The 13,979-nt window shown below is 69.0% G+C and carries 13 protein-coding genes and 1 pseudogene; 7 read left to right on the top strand and 7 right to left on the bottom strand.

Features of this window, described 5'->3' with window-relative positions:
- The 4 genes from VS93_RS32135 to VS93_RS24020 all read right to left on the bottom strand — a co-directional run.
- The coding region (locus VS93_RS32135) for a transposase (RefSeq protein ID WP_236700707.1) at window positions 1-335 on the bottom strand (335 nt) is incomplete at its 3' end.
- Between the two features lie 60 nt (window positions 336-395).
- A complete protein-coding gene (locus VS93_RS32140; protein ID WP_236700708.1) occupies window positions 396-605 on the bottom strand; it encodes a DUF2974 domain-containing protein in 210 nt (69 codons plus the stop codon).
- Window positions 606-1,085: 480 nt separating this feature from the next.
- On the bottom strand, window positions 1,086-1,883 hold the full coding sequence (locus VS93_RS24015; protein ID WP_046472143.1) for a nucleotidyltransferase domain-containing protein: 798 nt from the start codon (window positions 1,881-1,883) through the stop codon (window positions 1,086-1,088).
- Window positions 1,884-2,198: 315 nt separating this feature from the next.
- Window positions 2,199-3,140, bottom strand: coding sequence for a DUF2332 domain-containing protein (locus tag VS93_RS24020; RefSeq protein ID WP_201776735.1), 942 nt, complete (start codon window positions 3,138-3,140; stop codon window positions 2,199-2,201).
- Window positions 3,141-3,478: 338 nt separating this feature from the next.
- Here VS93_RS24020 and VS93_RS24025 point away from each other — a divergent pair, with 338 nt between their 5' ends.
- Both VS93_RS24025 and VS93_RS24030 read left to right on the top strand, forming a co-directional pair.
- Window positions 3,479-4,663, top strand: coding sequence for a multidrug effflux MFS transporter (locus VS93_RS24025; RefSeq protein ID WP_046472144.1), 1,185 nt, complete (start codon window positions 3,479-3,481; stop codon window positions 4,661-4,663).
- A 581-nt stretch (window positions 4,664-5,244) separates the two neighbouring features.
- On the top strand, window positions 5,245-7,191 hold the full coding sequence (locus VS93_RS24030; protein WP_046472145.1) for an AMP-dependent synthetase/ligase: 1,947 nt from the start codon (window positions 5,245-5,247) through the stop codon (window positions 7,189-7,191).
- Between the two features lie 39 nt (window positions 7,192-7,230).
- Here VS93_RS24030 and VS93_RS24035 read toward each other — a convergent pair whose 3' ends face one another.
- Window positions 7,231-8,196 (bottom strand): hypothetical protein, encoded by a 966-nt coding sequence (locus VS93_RS24035; protein WP_156184999.1) that lies wholly within the window; start codon window positions 8,194-8,196, stop codon window positions 7,231-7,233.
- A gap of 465 nt (window positions 8,197-8,661) precedes the next feature.
- Here VS93_RS24035 and VS93_RS29520 point away from each other — a divergent pair, with 465 nt between their 5' ends.
- The 4 genes and pseudogenes from VS93_RS29520 (at window position 8,662) to def (ending at window position 11,963) form a co-directional block, all read left to right on the top strand.
- A complete protein-coding gene (locus tag VS93_RS29520; protein WP_156185000.1) occupies window positions 8,662-9,084 on the top strand; it encodes an alpha-amylase family protein in 423 nt (140 codons plus the stop codon).
- Entirely contained in the window at window positions 9,021-10,121 is a 1,101-nt protein-coding gene (locus VS93_RS24040) for an alpha amylase C-terminal domain-containing protein (RefSeq protein WP_156185001.1), read from the top strand. The genes VS93_RS29520 and VS93_RS24040 overlap by 64 nt, the downstream gene beginning before the upstream one ends.
- Window positions 10,122-10,716: 595 nt before the next feature.
- A pseudogene (locus VS93_RS24045) lies at window positions 10,717-11,147 on the top strand (SMI1/KNR4 family protein).
- A gap of 147 nt (window positions 11,148-11,294) precedes the next feature.
- A complete protein-coding gene (gene def / locus VS93_RS24050) occupies window positions 11,295-11,963 on the top strand; it encodes a peptide deformylase (protein ID WP_046472146.1) in 669 nt (222 codons plus the stop codon).
- 36 nt (window positions 11,964-11,999) lie between these two features.
- On the opposite strand, the gene VS93_RS24055 is transcribed toward def, so the two are convergent.
- Window positions 12,000-12,509, bottom strand: coding sequence for a GNAT family N-acetyltransferase (locus VS93_RS24055; protein WP_046472147.1), 510 nt, complete (start codon window positions 12,507-12,509; stop codon window positions 12,000-12,002).
- 40 nt (window positions 12,510-12,549) lie between these two features.
- A complete protein-coding gene (locus tag VS93_RS24060) occupies window positions 12,550-13,251 on the bottom strand; it encodes a YdcF family protein (RefSeq protein ID WP_046472148.1) in 702 nt (233 codons plus the stop codon).
- 161 nt (window positions 13,252-13,412) lie between these two features.
- Between VS93_RS24060 and VS93_RS24065 the strand changes: the two genes are divergently transcribed.
- Window positions 13,413-13,979: 3'-5' exonuclease (locus VS93_RS24065; protein ID WP_046472149.1), on the top strand; the 567-nt coding region annotated here is incomplete at its 3' end.

The raw sequence follows: 13,979 nt of genomic DNA on the forward strand, positions 1-13,979 counted from the left end.
TTGGCGGAGCCGCGCTGCTTGCGTGCCATGCGCCGCTGGTAGCGGGCAAGGCTGCGGGCTTTGCGCTTAAGGTGGCACGGGTTGGCGATACGCTCGCCGTCGCTGGTCACCGCGAAGTCCTTGACCCCGAGGTCAACACCGATAGCGTGTCCGGACTCTTCCAGGGGGGCAGGGGACTCGGTGTCCACGCACAGCGTCAAATACCAGCGCCCGTCAGGGTCCCGCGAGACCATCACCATGGTCGGGTTCAGCGCGCACAGGTCGACCTGGTCGAAGGACCACACGAACCGAAGCGGCGCCTTCTGCTTGGCCAGGGTCAGCTTCCCGTCGCGCATACGAAACGCCGAGCGTGTGTAGTGCGCGCGCTGGCGCCCGTTCCTGCTCTTGAAGCGGGGCTAGCGGGCGCGCCCGGCGAAGAAGTTCTGAAACGCCGTGTGCTGGTGGCGCAGGCTCTGCTGCAGCGGAACCGAGGGAACCTCGGACAAAAACGCCAGCTCAGCGGTCTTCTTCCAGCCGGTCAACGCGGCGTCGGTGGCCTTGTAAGAGGTCTTCTCGCCGCGTTGGTGGTAGGCGCGGTGGCGCTCGGCGAGCGTCTTGTTCCACACCAGGCGTACGCAGCCGAACGTGCGTCCCAGTTGGGCCGCTTGTTCGGGGTCCGGGTAGGCTCCGGCACTTGTACGCCGTACGCATGTACGACACCTTACAAAAGGGACGGTACGCGTGAGCCGGCTGGTTCGCTGCCTTCGAACTTCGTTCTCGGACCGCCCCGGCTACGCCGGGACGCCCCTGACGGAGCCCGGATTCTCCTCCCCGGCCTGAAGGCCAGGGCCCCCTCCGGGAAATCCGGTGAAGTCCACCAGGCTCCGGTCAGTACCGTGACACAGCGAGCCCTCGGGGAGGGCGCCCGCCGGAGGTGAGTCCGGCTCTACCGGTCGCGGCCCTGTGTGCGGCCGCTCCGGGGCAGGGCACCGTGACGGCGCCTGCCCCGCAGCGCTGCCGGATGTCCCCCGCCGCCGGGTGTCGCGGGGGTGAAGCACCGCGTTATGCGGCGCGGACCGGGTTCCTGATTTACCGGCGGTAGGGCGTCAGCGGATCTGGGAGATGCGCGCGCCGGAGTCTTGGGCTTCGTCGACGGTCTTTTCCAGCAGTTGGGCTACGGCGTCGACGGCGGCCATGAGCGTGACGGGCTCTGTGTCGAGGCCGGCGAGAATGTCGTCGATACCGCGCAGGCCTGCGTCGCCGAGGATTCGCTTCTCGTTGGTGACCCAGGTCGCTCGGGCGGCGAGTATGGCGTGTGCGGCTTGGCTGGCGGCTACGGAGATGGCCCCGGCGGTGTGGGTGAGGTGGCCGCGCTCGGCGTGGGCGGTGCGGGCGTAGTCGAGGGTGAGTCGGGCCTGTGTCCGCCATTGGCGCGGTGCGTTCTCGCGCAGTGCGTCGGGGAATGCGGGTTGGGGGAGTTCGCCGTGGAGGACCTCGTTGATGGCGAGTTCTGCGAGGACGATGTAGGTGGGGACGCCGGCGAGGTGGAACATGAGGCGTTCTATGTCGAAACGGCCTTTTTCGGCTTCGGCGATGCGGTATTCGACGTCGTCGAGGTCGCGGTAGTGGACGTCGGTCCTGCGGCCGTCGATGGTGAGCCAGGCGCCGCCGTTGAAGACGCCGCCGCCCCATTCGCCGATACCGGATACTTCGCCGGGCCAGCCAATGGCGCGGAGCTCTTCGGGGTCGAACCGGTGGCGGTAGTAGACGGCGAAGTCCCAGTCGCTGTCAGGGGTGTGGGTTCCGGTTGCGCGGGATCCGCCGAGGGTGACGGCCTGTACTCCGTTGAGTTGGGCGAGGTGTTGGGTGACGTGTTCGATGAAGGTGGTGTCGCCTGAGGACATATTGGCAACCTATCGGTCGGTGAACCGGCCCGGCGGCCGGGGTTTCCGATTCCGGGTCCGGTGGTCGTGGAATTCGACGCGGTGATCGGCGGAGCCGGCTGAATCCGGTGGGTTTCCGGGGCGTGGGGATTCGGTTCCTGATTTCGCTGGTGGCGCTGACCGGATGTTACGCGGCCTGGATATTCCGATGGGCGTGGCGACCGTTTTTGATCGGCCGTGATGCGTGGTTGTTTTCCGTTGTCTTCAGTGGGGGCGGGTGCCGCCGCTGCGGTGTTTCCCGGTGACCGGTTGTGGTCACCGGGGCGTGGAGACCGGTCAGTTGAACCAGTGGATCCAGTCGCCGTGGGGTGCGGTGTGGGCGATGGGGCGTTCGTCTTGGCTGAGAAGGTGGACGGAGCCGGTGCGCGGGTCGGGGTCGGGCGCGGTGATGTGCGGGAGGGCTTTTGGGGTCTCTTGAGCGATCCAGCGGACACCGAGGTGGCGTGTCTGCTCGACGAAGCAGTGGCGTTCCCACTGTGGCAGGTAGGGCATGACGGCGGTGTGGAAGACGACGATGGTGGCGTCGTCGGGGGCCGCGGCGACGGCTTCGGGGAGGCGTTCGTTGAGGTCGCCTTGGATGAGGCGGGGCGGATCGGCTGCGGCGATGTCGATGGCGGCGTTGAGGCGGGCGGTGCGGTCGTGGTGTTCGGGCCAGATGAGGGCGCGTAGCCAGTTGGTGTTGTCGCGGTCGCGGACGTCGAGTGGGGTGAGGTCGATACCGATGCGGGAGGCGATGCGGAGGCGGTGTCCTGTGGGGGGTTGGGGGCCGCGGGTGCTGCAGGAGATCTGGACGGGGGATGTGCTGTCTCCGGTTGTGGTGCCGTCGTAGTCGTAGGCGTAGCGGTCGGGATAGAGGCAGAGGCCTGCGGAGGCGCCGACCTCGATGAGCGCGAGGGGCTGGGGGAGGGCGGAGAGGAGGGGATAGAGGGGCGCGCAGCGTGCGGGCTCGTTGGTTTGGGTGCGGCGTTGCTGCATTTGCGGGGTGATGTCGTGCCACTGGTCGAGGAGGGTGGTGCGGAATTGCGGGAAGTCCGTCGGGGTGCCGTTGATGAGGCGGGCGCAGGCGAAGAGGAGGGTGGGTTGTTGTTTGGTCGGGGGGGAGCGTGTTGAGGAGGGAGAGGAGAGCGGGGTCGTCGGCGACGCCGAGGGCGAGTTCGGTGTAGAGAGGGGAGGAGTCTCGGGCTTCGGTGTGGGCGAAGCGGCGGTATCGGGTGGCAATATCGGTTTTGGTCATGCGGTGGCCGTTTCCAGCTTTCGGAGGCAGAGGGAAAGGTATGGCCTCGATTACCCTTCGTGAGGTCGGATCGAAACCAGTGAATCTTCTTTTGGTCTGCTGTTAGGGATCTCACGTTTTGCTCGCGGTATTTCGCGGATGTGTGGGGTCGTGAGAGCTGTTGGCACCGGTGGTGCCGTGTTCGCGGGACTGTTGTTCCTGTTGTCGTTGAGCGAATGATGGGTGGGGTGTCCGCGTGTCCCAGGGTCGTTTATCGCCGTCGGATCGTGGTGTTGGTGGGGCTAAGGCAGCGGCTGGGCGGCGGGGGCGGCGTCCGGTCGCTTTGCTGGTGCTGATCCTGGGGCTGCTGACGGCGACGGGGCCGTTGGCGACCGACTTGTATTTGCCGGCGTTTCCGGAGATCGCGGAAGATTTGGGGGCTTCCGAGGCGCGGATTCAGTTGACGCTGACGGCGATGATGGTGGGGCTGGCGCTTGGCCAGTTGGTGATCGGGCCGTTGAGTGATGCGTGTGGGCGCCGGGGGCCGTTGCTTGTCGGTGTTGCGGTGTTCACGGTGGCGTCGTTCCTGTGCATGCTGGTTCCGTCAGCGGGTGTTTTCGTGGCGTTGCGGTTCGTGCAGGGGGTGGCCGGTGCCGCTGGTGCGGTGATTTCGCGTGCGGTGGTGCGGGATCTGTTCGAGGGGGACGACGCCGCGCGGTTCTTCTCCCGGTTGATGCTGGTCATAGGGTTGGCGCCGTTGTTGGGGCCGATTTTGGGCGGCCAGTTGCTGCTGGTGGGGTCGTGGCAGCTGTGTTTCGGTGTGCTGGGTTCGGTTTCGGCGCTCAGTTTCGTGGTGGTGTTCTTCTGGCTGCCGGAGAGTCTGCCGCGGGAGCGGCGGCAGGCGATGAATGTGGCGGGGCTGCTGGCGACGGTGTGGCGGCTGGTGCGTGATGCGCGTTTTGTCGGGCCGGCGCTGACTCTGGGGGTGAGCTTCGCGATGATGTTCACCTATATATCGGCTTTTTCGTTCGTGTCGCAGAATGAGTTCGGTGCGTCTGCGCAGGTGTACAGCGCGATGTTCGCGATCAACACTGTGGGTCTGATCAGTGGGACGCAGGTGAACGGTTTCCTGATCGGGCGTGTGGGGACGTCGCGCCGGCTCGCCGCCGGGTTGGTGAGTGCACTGGTGGCGGTGGTCGGGTTGGTGGCGCTGGCGTTCTCGGGTGCGGCGGGGTTGGTGCCGTTGACGGCGGTGTTCTTCGTGATGATGTTCAGCATGGGGTTCGTCCTGCCTAATGCGACGACGCTGGCGATTTCGTCTCAGGTGCCGTCGGTGGCGGGCACGGCTTCGGCGCTGATGGGGTCGTTGCAGTTCGCGTTGGGCGGTGGGCTGGCGGCACTGGCGGGGCTGACCGCTACGGGGGAGGCGACGCTGGTGAGTATGACGACGGTGATGTTGGGTCTTGGTGTGGTTTCGGTGCTGGTGTTCGTGGTTGTGGGGCGTCGGGCGGCTCGTTGTGCCGTTTGAGGTCGGATGATTGGGTCTTGAGGTTCGGGTGGGGTGTTCCCGCCCGGGTTTTCAGGCACTGCGCGGTCCGCTCGCTGAGTGCGCGGAGGTGGTCGGTGGGTTCAGTGGTGGCGTGTCCCCGGTCCCTTGTAGCCGAGCATGGTCGTGCGGTGTGCGAGTCACTCTCTGGAGTCGTCCCGGAGGCTGTGTCGAGACGGCGGCTGTGCTCGTTGAGCGGTGGATGAGGGTGTCCCGGGCGAAGCGTTTGCCGGCTACGTGGTCGGCGGCGTCGCCGATGGCGGCCCCGGGCGCTCTGGTCGCAGGCGTCCGCGCGAGTTCTTCAGTGGGATCCGGGAGCGGGGTTTCCGCCGGGGGTGCCGGGCCGCGCGGGCGCCGTATGGGCGGTGACGCGTCGGCGTGTCCCCCTTCAGTGGTGAGGAGGCCGCTGAAAGGGGCGTTTTCTGCGTGTTCTGCGCGGATGGGTGGGTTGCCGCCGGGTGAGGAGAGCGTGCACAGTAGGGCAGGTCCACGTGGCTTGCGGAATAATCCGGGGGGCGGTCCGGTGGGGTTGTTTTCCCCTTTGTGCGGAGGAGCGGTCGGGCATGCCCGAGTTTCGGTTTGATCCGGTTGCGGAGGCCCGGAATCTCAACGGGTTGGGTGAGCTGGCCTACCAGATGGTGGGGGCGGCGCCGCGCGCTGAGGTGTTCGCTCGCAAGGATGCCGAGGACCAGTGGGAGCGTGTTACCGCGGGTGAGTTCCTCGGCGAGGTGACGGCGATCGCCAAAGGGTTGATCGCTGCGGGGATCGGCGCGGGTGACCGTGTGGTGCTGGTGTGCGGCACACGGTATGAGTGGGTGCTGATCAATTTCGCGATCTGGGCGGTGCGCGCGGTTTCGGTTCCGGTGCACGCGGGCTGTTCGGTGGTGCGGTTGCGGCATATTCTGCGGGATTGCCGGCCGGCGGCGGTGATCTTGGAGGACGGCCGGCACGCGGTCACGGTCGCCGGGGTCCAGCATGAGCTCACCGATCTGGGGCGGACATGGCGGCTGGACGAGTCGGGGCTGGAGGCGATCATCAGGCCCGGCGCCTACATGGATTCGACGGCGATCCGGTTCCGCAGAGAGGAGACGTCGCGCAAGGACCCCGCCACCTTGCTGTATCCGGTGCGCATGGTGGTGGGGACGCGTGGGGCGGTGCTGACGCACGGGAACTTCCTCGCCGCCGCCGAAGGGTTGCTGGAGCGGTTGGGGTCGGCGCTCACCGAGATCCCTGAGGGGCGTGCCACCGCGGTGATGGGTGCGCCACTGGCCGATATCCAGGGGCACGCGGCGCTGGTGGCGTGTGTCATGGGGCGGGTGCGTCTGGGGTTCCTCCCGCCGGGTGCGTTCTTGTTGCGGGAGTTGCGCACGTTCAGGCCGACGATCCTGCTGGCGGATGCGGACCTGCTGGAGCAGGTGCACAGCGGTGAGCGGGCCCGGGCCAGTGAGGCCGGGTGGGACAACCTGAACTCCTTCGACGCCGCCACCGACCTGGCCGTGAGCTTCGACAAGACCTCCCGCAGGGGCGCGTGGAAGCGCGTGTCGCGGATGATGTACGACTGGATGTACTCGCGCATCCGGGATGTGCTGGGCGGTCGTGTGCGGTTGATCGTCTGCTCGGGGCTTCCGTTGTCGGAACGTATGGACCGTTTCTACAGCGGTGCGGATATCCCGGTGTATCAGGCGTTCGGCACGGTCGAGACCGCGGGGGCGTTTGTGGCGAACGGCCCGGAGCAGCGGCAGGCGGGCACGGTGGGGCGGCCGCTGCCGGGGGTCGAGGTGCGGCTGGGGTCCGACGACGAGGTGTATGTGCGCGGCCCGGGGATGTTCCCGGGGTACTGGAACAGTCCTGAGACATCGCAGGCGGCGTTTCGGAACGGGTGGCTGGCCACTGGCTTCCGAGGCGAGATGGATGCCGAGGGGTATCTGTTGGTGCGGGAGCGGTTGCGCCCGCAGGCGAGCCGGCTGGTTCCGGAGCGCAGCACTCTGGTTTCCGGTCCGGCGGCCCTGCCCGCGTCATCGTCGGCGGGTGAGGAAGGGGCGCCGCAGCGCGGCTCGGAGGGAGGTGCCCCGACCGGGGCGGTGCGGGAGGAGTCCTCGGAGGCCGAGCAGAGGGTGGCACTTGAGCGGCGGTTGTGCGAGCATCCGCTGATCAGCCAGGCCATGGTGATTGTGGAGGGGCGGCCCTATGCGACTGCGCTGATCACTTTGCTGCCGGAGCAGGTGGAGTACTGGCGGTTGGTCAACAACCGCCCGTTGTCGATGCCGGCGGGGGAGATCACGGCCGATCCCGAGCTGCTGCGTGAGGTGCAGGCGGTGGTGCACGAGGCGAACGGCGTCGTGTCGGCGGAGGCGCGGGTGCGGGCGTTCCACGTGCTCGCTGAGGAGTTCAGCGTGCAGAGCGGTTTGGTGCGGCCTACGGGTGAGCTGCGCCGGGAGATGATCCTGCGGGCGTTCTCCGAGGAGATCGACGGCCTGTACCAGGTGCCTGAGATCGGTGGTCGGGGGTGAGTGCGAGCGCGGGTCGGCTGTTTCGCGGTGGTGCCGGGGTCAGGGCCAGCGGATGTCGGTGGCGGTGGGCAGCGCCGGGATCTGGGTCTCGGGGTGGGTGTTGAGTTCTTCCCAGAGTTGGTTCCAGGCCGCTTCGGGGGTGTTGTCGGTGTGGGAGCAGTCGCCGCGTTGGCTGCAGGCGGTGTTCTGGGACATGGCGCCGGCGAACCGGATGGTTCCTTGGCCGTTTCGGGCGCCCCAGGCGCTGATCGCGGCCCATTGGCGGGCCTGGGTGCCGTCGGTGCGGTAGATCTGCGGGACCGCTTCGATCGAGGAGGCGGCGCCGGAGGAGACGTAGTGGACGTCGGCGAGGGTCCAGCCGTTGCTGCAGGGGGTGGCGGGGGAGCCGTGCTGCGGGCAGCCGTCGGCGGAGTTCCCGGCGTAGAGGGTGCGGTGGGTGGCCTCGGTGAAGGCGTCCACCCAGTTGCGTGCCCATTCGGGTGAGGACCAGGAGGGTTCGGCGTCGATTCCGCCGGTTATCGTCACGGCGCTGTTGTCGGCCGCGGCGGCGTCGTCGACGATGTCGGCCCATTGGCGGCCGGCGTCGGCGCCGTTGGTGTCGCCGTCGGATTTGTTGTTGACGGTCAGGGCGAGTTCGGCGTGGGCGTCGTCGGTACGGCATTCGGTGAAGCCCTGCGCCCAGGAGCGGGCCGCGGCGGCGGCCTGTTCGGTGGGGGTGCGTTCGCTGGTGCTGGTGGCGCCGACTCCGGGCCGGCGCAGTAGGCCGTTGTCCTCCTGGGTACCGAGGGCGAGGAAGCGTATGCCGTCGTGCCCGGCTCGGCCTTCGGCGCAGCCTGCTTCGTGTGCGGCGGCGCGGTCGGTGTCGTTCCCGGTGAGGGGGAGGTAGTGGCTGGTGGTGGCGCCGGGGTAGGTGTCGGCGGCGGCCGGGGTGTGCGTGGCGGCCAGGGCGAGGGCGGTCATCGCGGTGGTGAGCAGCCATATCCGGTGGCATCGGGTGGTGCGCATGTGGCCCCCTCTGTGCGAGATCCGTCGTGGTGGCAGGTCACGGTCTCATTGAGCCGTGGTCGGCGGTGCGGGGCCCAGCATCCGGGCGGGTTCGGGTGGTTCCGTGCCAAAGCGGGGCGAACGCCGGGAACCGGACGTGTCACTCTGTGTGGCGAAGCAATGTTCGGGTAATTTTTTGCGGCACTGTTGTGTTCTTTGCGGGCGTGCGTGAGTGACCTGGGTGGATAGTGGCCGGGCGAGTGGGGCCGCATTGGTGGACGGCTTCTCTAGGGTGCTCTGTTTTCTTCCTGGTCGACGAGGTGTGTTGCGGTCCGTGACGGGGTGGATGGCCGCGGATCGGGGATTCCCGTCGGGTTTTTCGTCTGTTACCTTGCCCGGATATTGAAATTTTTGCGCAATATTTACGCAAGGGAATTCATGTCCGCTCGACGGCCTGCTCCGACCCCCGCTCCACGAAGGAGGACCATGAGACCCCCGGGAACCGTTTGGGTCGCGGCCGCGCTCCTCAGCGCGGCCGCGACCGTCGCCGCGCCCCTTTCCCACCAGGCGAGTGCCCTTGGCGACGCCCCTTCGCCCGCCGCCTCCGGCCAGGCGGCGCAGGCCGGAGGCGGCGACGTGATCGTGCACCTGTTCCAGTGGCCGTGGGAATCGGTCGCCCAAGAATGCACCGACTTCCTGGGCCCCAACGGCTACGACGCGGTCCAGGTCTCGCCGCCGCAGGAGCACGTGGTCCTGGAGGAGGAAGGCCACCCCTGGTGGCAGGACTATCAGCCGGTCAGTTACCGGCTGGAGAGCCGCCGAGGTGACCGCGACGACTTCGCTCGATGGTCGGCACCTGCGCTGAGGCGGGCGTCGACATCTATGTCGACGCCGTCCTCAATCACATGACGGGCACCGGTTCGGCCGGCAGCGGAGTGGGCAGCGCCGGCTCCGGGTTCGAGAAGTACCACTACCCCGGCATCTACCAGGACGCCGACTTCGGCGAGTGCCGCGAAACCATCGAGAACTGGGACGATCCCGGTGAGGTCCGCAACTGCGAACTGCTGGACCTGGCCGACCTGGCAACCGGTCAGGAGTACGTCCGCGCCACCCTGACCGGCTACCTCAACGACCTCACGGACCTGGGGGTGGCCGGGTTCCGGGTGGACGCCGCCAAGCACATGCCGCCCGAGGACGTGGCGGCCGTCATGTCCGGAGTGCAGGGCGACGTCCACGTCTTCCAAGAGGTCATCGAGGACGAGGCGATCAGCCCGGCGGAGTACACCCACATCGGCGACGTCACCGATTTCGCCTACAGCCGCCGGCTCAGCGGCGCGGTCAGCGCCGGCGACCTCTCCGGGCTGGCCGGACTGGGCGGCTCCGACGCTCTGAGGGGCGACCAGGCGACCGTCTTCGTCGACAACCACGACACCCAGCGCGAGAACCCGGTCCTGACCTACAAGGACGGCGCCGCCTATGACGTCGCGTCGGCGTTCATGCTCGCCCACCCCTACGGCTCCCCCAAGGTGATGTCCAGCTTCGACTTCGGCGCCGGCGACTTCGATGCCGGCCCGCCCGCTGAGCAGGACGGGACGACGGCGGCGGTCGAATGCGACGACGAGGCCTGGGTGTGCGAGCACCGCGACCAGGCCATCGCGGGCATGGTGGGGTTCCGCTCGGCCACCCACGGCGCCGGGATCACCGACTGGTGGGACAACGGCGGCGGCCAGGCCGCTTTCGGCCGCGGCGGATCCGGGTTCGCCGTGTTCAACCGGGAGGACGCGGAGCTGGCGGGGACATTCCGGACGTCGCTTCCCGCCGGCACCTACTGCGACGTCACCGCGGGCGGCTGTGAGGAGACCTACGAGGTCGGCGGCGACGGCACCTTCACCGCGACCGTGCCCACCGACGGAGTGCTGGCGCTGCACGTGGAGGCCACTCCCTGAAGTCCTGAGACCGCGCACGCCCAAGCGGCCGGCGCGGCCGGCCCTTCGGGGCGGCCGCGCCGGTGCGCGCTACAGCGTTCGAGGCGCTGATGCCTGCGCGGTGGTCGGGCCGGCTGTTCCGCGGATCGCCTGTCCGCGGGGAGCCATAGGGTGGTCAGGGCCCGGTCGGGCGTGCTGGAAAAGTGATGCCCCGCCGCCTGAGGCGGTGGGGCATCTGGGGTCGGTACGGCGGTCGCCTCTCGGCGCGCGGCACAACGCGGCTCCTTGGGACCGTCCGGGCGCCTGGCTGTGCAGGCGCCGAACGCGGTATTCCGCGAAGGCATTGATTGGAGCCCGGGGGACACTTGCTACCGCACCGCCCCGCACCCCCTGTGACGGGGGCTGTTGACCGATAATCCCATTTCAGCCGGGACGATGTCCAACCGGCGCGGCTTGGGCGGGCGGGGTCCGCGTGGGTCGCCCTGGCCCGACCGCCCTGGTAGGCCTTTCGTACGGGGCCGTGGCGCGGTCGGCATAGTGGTGGATTCCGGGGCGGATTCGAAGACGCGCGGCCGCCGGTTTCCCGCACCTTGGCGCGACCTGTGATGATTCACCTGTGTGGCGTGAACTGATCGGTGAACTGTACCCCGAAGCGGAATTGCCTGGGCCGGCGGACGAGGCGACGATTGCCGAGATCGAGAAGGTGCTGTCCCTGCCGTTGCCCTTCGAGCTGGGGTCGCTGCTGGGCGAGTGCAACGGGGTGCACAACCAGTACGGCGATGCCGTGGTCTGGTCGGCCGAACGGGTCGTCGAGGACAACCTCGCCATGCGTTCCGAACCCGATTACCTTGAGCTCTATGCTCCCTTGGACGAGATGATCTTCTTCGGCGACAGTGACATGGGCCCCAGATCGCCTATGTGCACACCGATTACGGGCCCGGGATCGTCGTGTGGGATCACGAGACTGATCAGCGCCGCCTGGTCGTGGTGTCGCTGCGCGATTACCTGGTGCGCTGCTTCACCCAGGGAAACGCCTGGTTCCGCTGACGGGGGCTCGGGCGCCGCGGGAGGCAGGGGGCGATGAGCGGCGCAAACGCTGGATCGGCTTGACCTGCGCGTTTGTGTTATTTTGCGAAGGTCGCTCTCAGTGGGAAAGCGGCGGTGTGCATCCCCGGTACCGGAAAGACGAGCCCCATGCCCGAGCAGTCCACCTCCGACCAGTCCGTCGACACCCGGGTCCGCGTGCTGGGGCATCCGGTGGAGTCCTACCCCGAGATGGCTCCCGAGGCCGAGCGCGGCTCGGTGCTGCGGGTGACCATGGTGGGGGAGGACGTGCTGCACCGGCGCAACCGGGACGTCGAGGAGGGCCGGTTCGGTACCTCGGAGCTGTCCCGGCTCATCGACGACATGTTCCGCACGATGTACGTCGCCGAGGGGGTCGGCCTGGCGGCGAACCAGGTCGGCGTGGACCTGCGGCTGTTCGTCTACGACTGCCCCGACGACGACGGGGTCAGGCATGTCGGCCATCTCCTCAACCCGGTTCTGGGCGAGCGCGCACCTGAGGCGACCCCGCTGGTTCTGGAGAACGAGGGGTGCCTGTCGGTCCCCGGCCCGCACGCCGAGCTGGCCCGGGCCGAACACGCGGTGGTGCGCGGCTTCGACAAGGACGGAACCCCGCTGGTCATCGAGGGCAGCGGGTACTTCGCGCGGTGCCTGCAGCACGAGACCGACCACACGCTGGGCCGCCTCTACATCGACCGCCTGTCCAAGCGCGAGCGCAAGAAGGTGCTCAAGCGGATGGACGAGATGGCCGAGGACGTCTTCGCCCGCCGCGAAGCCAATGCCGCCCGGCTCGCGGGGTGAACGCCGAGCGGGCCGGCGGGTTCCGCCGGCGCGGGTTCACACGCCGAACGGCTCCGGGTAGCGGACGTGTCCGCTGGGGACCGGGTCGGCCGCGGTGAGCCTGAGAGCCATTAGCGCCTCATCGGGGACATCGAAGCAGACGCCGATCCCGAAGCGTGAGGCGCGGGTGAACCCGAAACGGGGGTAGTACTCGGGATGGCCGAGGACCACGGCCAGGGTCTCGCCGCGGGAGCGTGCCGCTTCCAGGGCGGAGCGGATGACCGCGCTGCCCGCGCCCTGCCTCTGGTGCGCCGGCAGTACCGCTGTGGGCGCGAGAGCCACAGCAGGGGCTTCGCCGACGTGGCAGCGGGTGAGCAGGGCGTAGCCGGCGACGGTGCCCTCGGGGTCGTGGGCCACCCACGACAGGCCGGGAAGCCAGGCCGGGTCGGTGCGCAGCGCGTCCACCAGGTCGGCCTCGGCGGTGGTGAAGAAGGCGGCGAGGTTGACCCGCCGGACCGCCTCGGCGTCGCCGGCGGTCTCGGGTCTGGTCGTCCAGTTCGGTGGCAATTCGCGTGTCCTTGGCCGCTCGTACCGGTTGGGGCGGGGGTCAGCCTGAAACCGCTTCGGCCGGTTCGTCCGGGAGCAGGTGGGCGGTGAACCCGCGCGCCACGAGCCGGACGTAGGCCTCTCGTACCTCGGCGGGGATGTCGACCGGTGCGCTCCAGCCGCGCCGGGCGTAGACGCCGAGGCGCTGCAGGTCGCCCACGAGGAAGTGCACCAGTTCCCCAGCCGGGTGGTCCTCGTTGGGGTACCCCGGGTAGCCGCCGGGGAAGCAGTGGAACGTCCAGGTCACGCCCGGCCAGTGCACGGCCGCCGTGGCCAGTGCCCGCTGCCCCATGTAGGGCTTGGCGGTCACAGCGGCGCGTCGTACCGACAGGCCCCGTGCGGTGGTGAGGCCGCGGCTGAGCGCGAAGTTCTCCCCGGTGTTGGTCGCCCTGGTCTCCAGCAGCAGGGCCGAGTCGGGCATTCCGGACGCGGCCTTCGCGGTCTCGGCGAACTCCTCGGCTTCGGGGCGCTGCCAGCGGCCGTGGTCGTCCGTGCCGGTCGTGCGCCGCCCCCGGTCGCCGGAGAACACGACGAGAGGGGCCAGCCCAGCGGCCCACAGCCGGCCGGCGTGGGCCGCCACGCGCAGGTCATGGCTGCCCAGGACGAGGAGGAGGTCCTGGTCGCCGCCGGTCGAGGCGGGCGCGGTGTGGAAGTCCCACAGCCGCCGCGCGAGTCGGTGCACTTCTTCGTCCAGTCGCCCCACACGGTCAGCGTAGAGCGTGGGTGGGCCTGGTGTCGCGGAGGTTTCACGCGGCGCCGGCGGGTGGGGCCGGACTGGGGCGTTTCGTCTGGCCGCCGTGCGCGCCGTAGGATACGTCGCACCGTGGAAGGCCGGGCGCAGATCCAGATCCGCAGGGGGGCGAAGTGGGCGACACTTGGACCGCGATCGACTTCGAGACCGCCAACCAGGATCGCGGCAGCGCCTGCGCGGTGGGGCTCGTCCGGGTCGCCGACGGGCGGATCGTCGGCCGGTACAGCACCCTCATCCGGCCGCCGGGCACCGTGGATTTCTTCTCCCCGCGCAACACCGCCATCCACGGCATCACCGCTGAGGACGTCGCCGCGGCTCCCCGGTGGGATGATGTTCTGCGGGCCATCCTGGACTTCGCCGGCGGCGATCCGCTCGTGGCGCACAACGCGGCCTTCGACATCGGGGTGGTGCGCCAGACGTGCGGGCACTCCGGGCTGGCCTGGCCCGGCCTCGATTACGCGTGCACGCTCGCGCTGGCCCGCCGGACCTGGCAGGGGTTGCCTGATCACCGGCTGCCCACGGTGTGCTCGCGGATCGGCCACCGGATGGAGGGCCGCCACCACCGGGCCGACGCCGACGCCGAGGCGGCCGCGCGCATCATGGTCGCGGCGATGCGGCACTACGGAACCCACACTCTGGGGGAGCTCTGCGGGGGCCGCGGGGGTCTCCCCTCGGCCGGC

The organism is Allosalinactinospora lopnorensis, assembly GCF_000981225.1.
GTDB classification, from domain to species: Bacteria; Actinomycetota; Actinomycetes; order Streptosporangiales; family Streptosporangiaceae; genus Allosalinactinospora; species Allosalinactinospora lopnorensis.

Excerpts from the sequence above, each read along its gene's own strand:
- VS93_RS24015 (WP_046472143.1), bottom strand. The coding sequence starts at position 1,883 with ATGTCCTCAGGCGACACCACCTTCATCGAACACGTCACCCAACACCTC.
- VS93_RS24040 (WP_156185001.1), top strand. The coding sequence starts at position 9,021 with ATGGTCGGCACCTGCGCTGAGGCGGGCGTCGACATCTATGTCGACGCC.
- VS93_RS29520 (WP_156185000.1), top strand. The coding sequence starts at position 8,662 with ATGAGACCCCCGGGAACCGTTTGGGTCGCGGCCGCGCTCCTCAGCGCG.
- def (WP_046472146.1), top strand. The coding sequence starts at position 11,295 with ATGCCCGAGCAGTCCACCTCCGACCAGTCCGTCGACACCCGGGTCCGC.
- VS93_RS24030 (WP_046472145.1), top strand. The coding sequence starts at position 5,245 with ATGCCCGAGTTTCGGTTTGATCCGGTTGCGGAGGCCCGGAATCTCAAC.
- VS93_RS24035 (WP_156184999.1), bottom strand. The coding sequence starts at position 8,196 with ATGCGCACCACCCGATGCCACCGGATATGGCTGCTCACCACCGCGATG.